Below are 959 nucleotides of genomic sequence, written 5' to 3'. Positions count from 1 at the left end.
CACCTTTGCCTCCAAGCTGACCCTGGGCGACGGCAAGGCCAGCGTGATGCGTGAAATCGACGGGGGTCTCGAGACCCTGTCGATCTCGCTGCCGGCGGTGGTCACCACCGACCTGCGCCTGAACGAACCGCGCTACGCCACGCTGCCCAACATCATGAAGGCGAAGAAGAAGCCGCTCGAGACGGTGAAGCCCGACGCGCTCGGCGTCGACGTCGCCCCGCGCCTGACCACGCTCAAGGTCTCCGAGCCGCCCAAGCGCAGCGCCGGTGTGCGCGTGGCCGACGTGGCCCAGCTGGTCGAGAAACTCAAGAACGAAGCGAAGGTGATCTGACATGTCCATTCTTGTAATTGCCGAACACGACAATCAGGCCATCAAGGCAGCCACCCTCAACACCGTCACTGCCGCCGCAGCGCTCGGCAGCGACGTGCATGTACTGATCGCCGGCAGTGCCTGCGGCGCAGCGGCCGCAGCCGCGGCGAAGATCGCCGGTGTGGCCAAGGTGCTGGTGGCCGATGCAGCCCACCTTGAAGCGCAGACCGCCGAGAACGTTGCCGAACTGGTGAAGGGGCTGGCTTCGGGTTACAGCCACATCCTGGTACCGGCCAGCAGCGCGGGCAAGAACATGCTGCCGCGCGTGGCAGCACAGCTGGACGTGGCCCAGATCAGCGACATCGTCGCCATCGAAGACGCCGACACCTTCGTGCGCCCGATCTATGCCGGCAACGCGCTGGCCACGGTCAAGAGTGCGGACGCGATCAAGCTCATCACCGTGCGCACCACCGCGTTTGAAGCGGCGGGCGAGGGCGGTGCGGCCGCCATCGAAGCCGTCACTGCGCCGGCCGATCTCGGACTGGCCACGCTGGTGAGCCGCGAGATCGTCAAGAGCGCCCGTCCCGAACTGGGCGCGGCCAAGGTCATCGTCTCCGGTGGTCGCGGTGTGGGCAGCGGCGAGAACTAT

General features: G+C 66.7%; 2 protein-coding genes. Both read left to right on the top strand.

Going from position 1 to position 959, the window contains the following annotated elements:
- Window positions 1-331, top strand: a 331-nt coding sequence (locus tag AC22G6_RS21795; RefSeq protein WP_487368503.1) for an electron transfer flavoprotein subunit beta/FixA family protein, incomplete at its 5' end; no start/stop codon positions are given.
- A gap of 1 nt (window position 332) precedes the next feature.
- The coding region (locus tag AC22G6_RS21790) for an electron transfer flavoprotein subunit alpha/FixB family protein (RefSeq protein WP_487368502.1) at window positions 333-959 on the top strand (627 nt) is incomplete at its 3' end.

This window comes from Parazoarcus sp. PS-13 R2A (assembly GCF_057621855.1).
The sequence above is the reverse complement of the archived record's forward strand: the minus strand, read 5'-3'. Positions and strand labels throughout refer to the sequence as shown.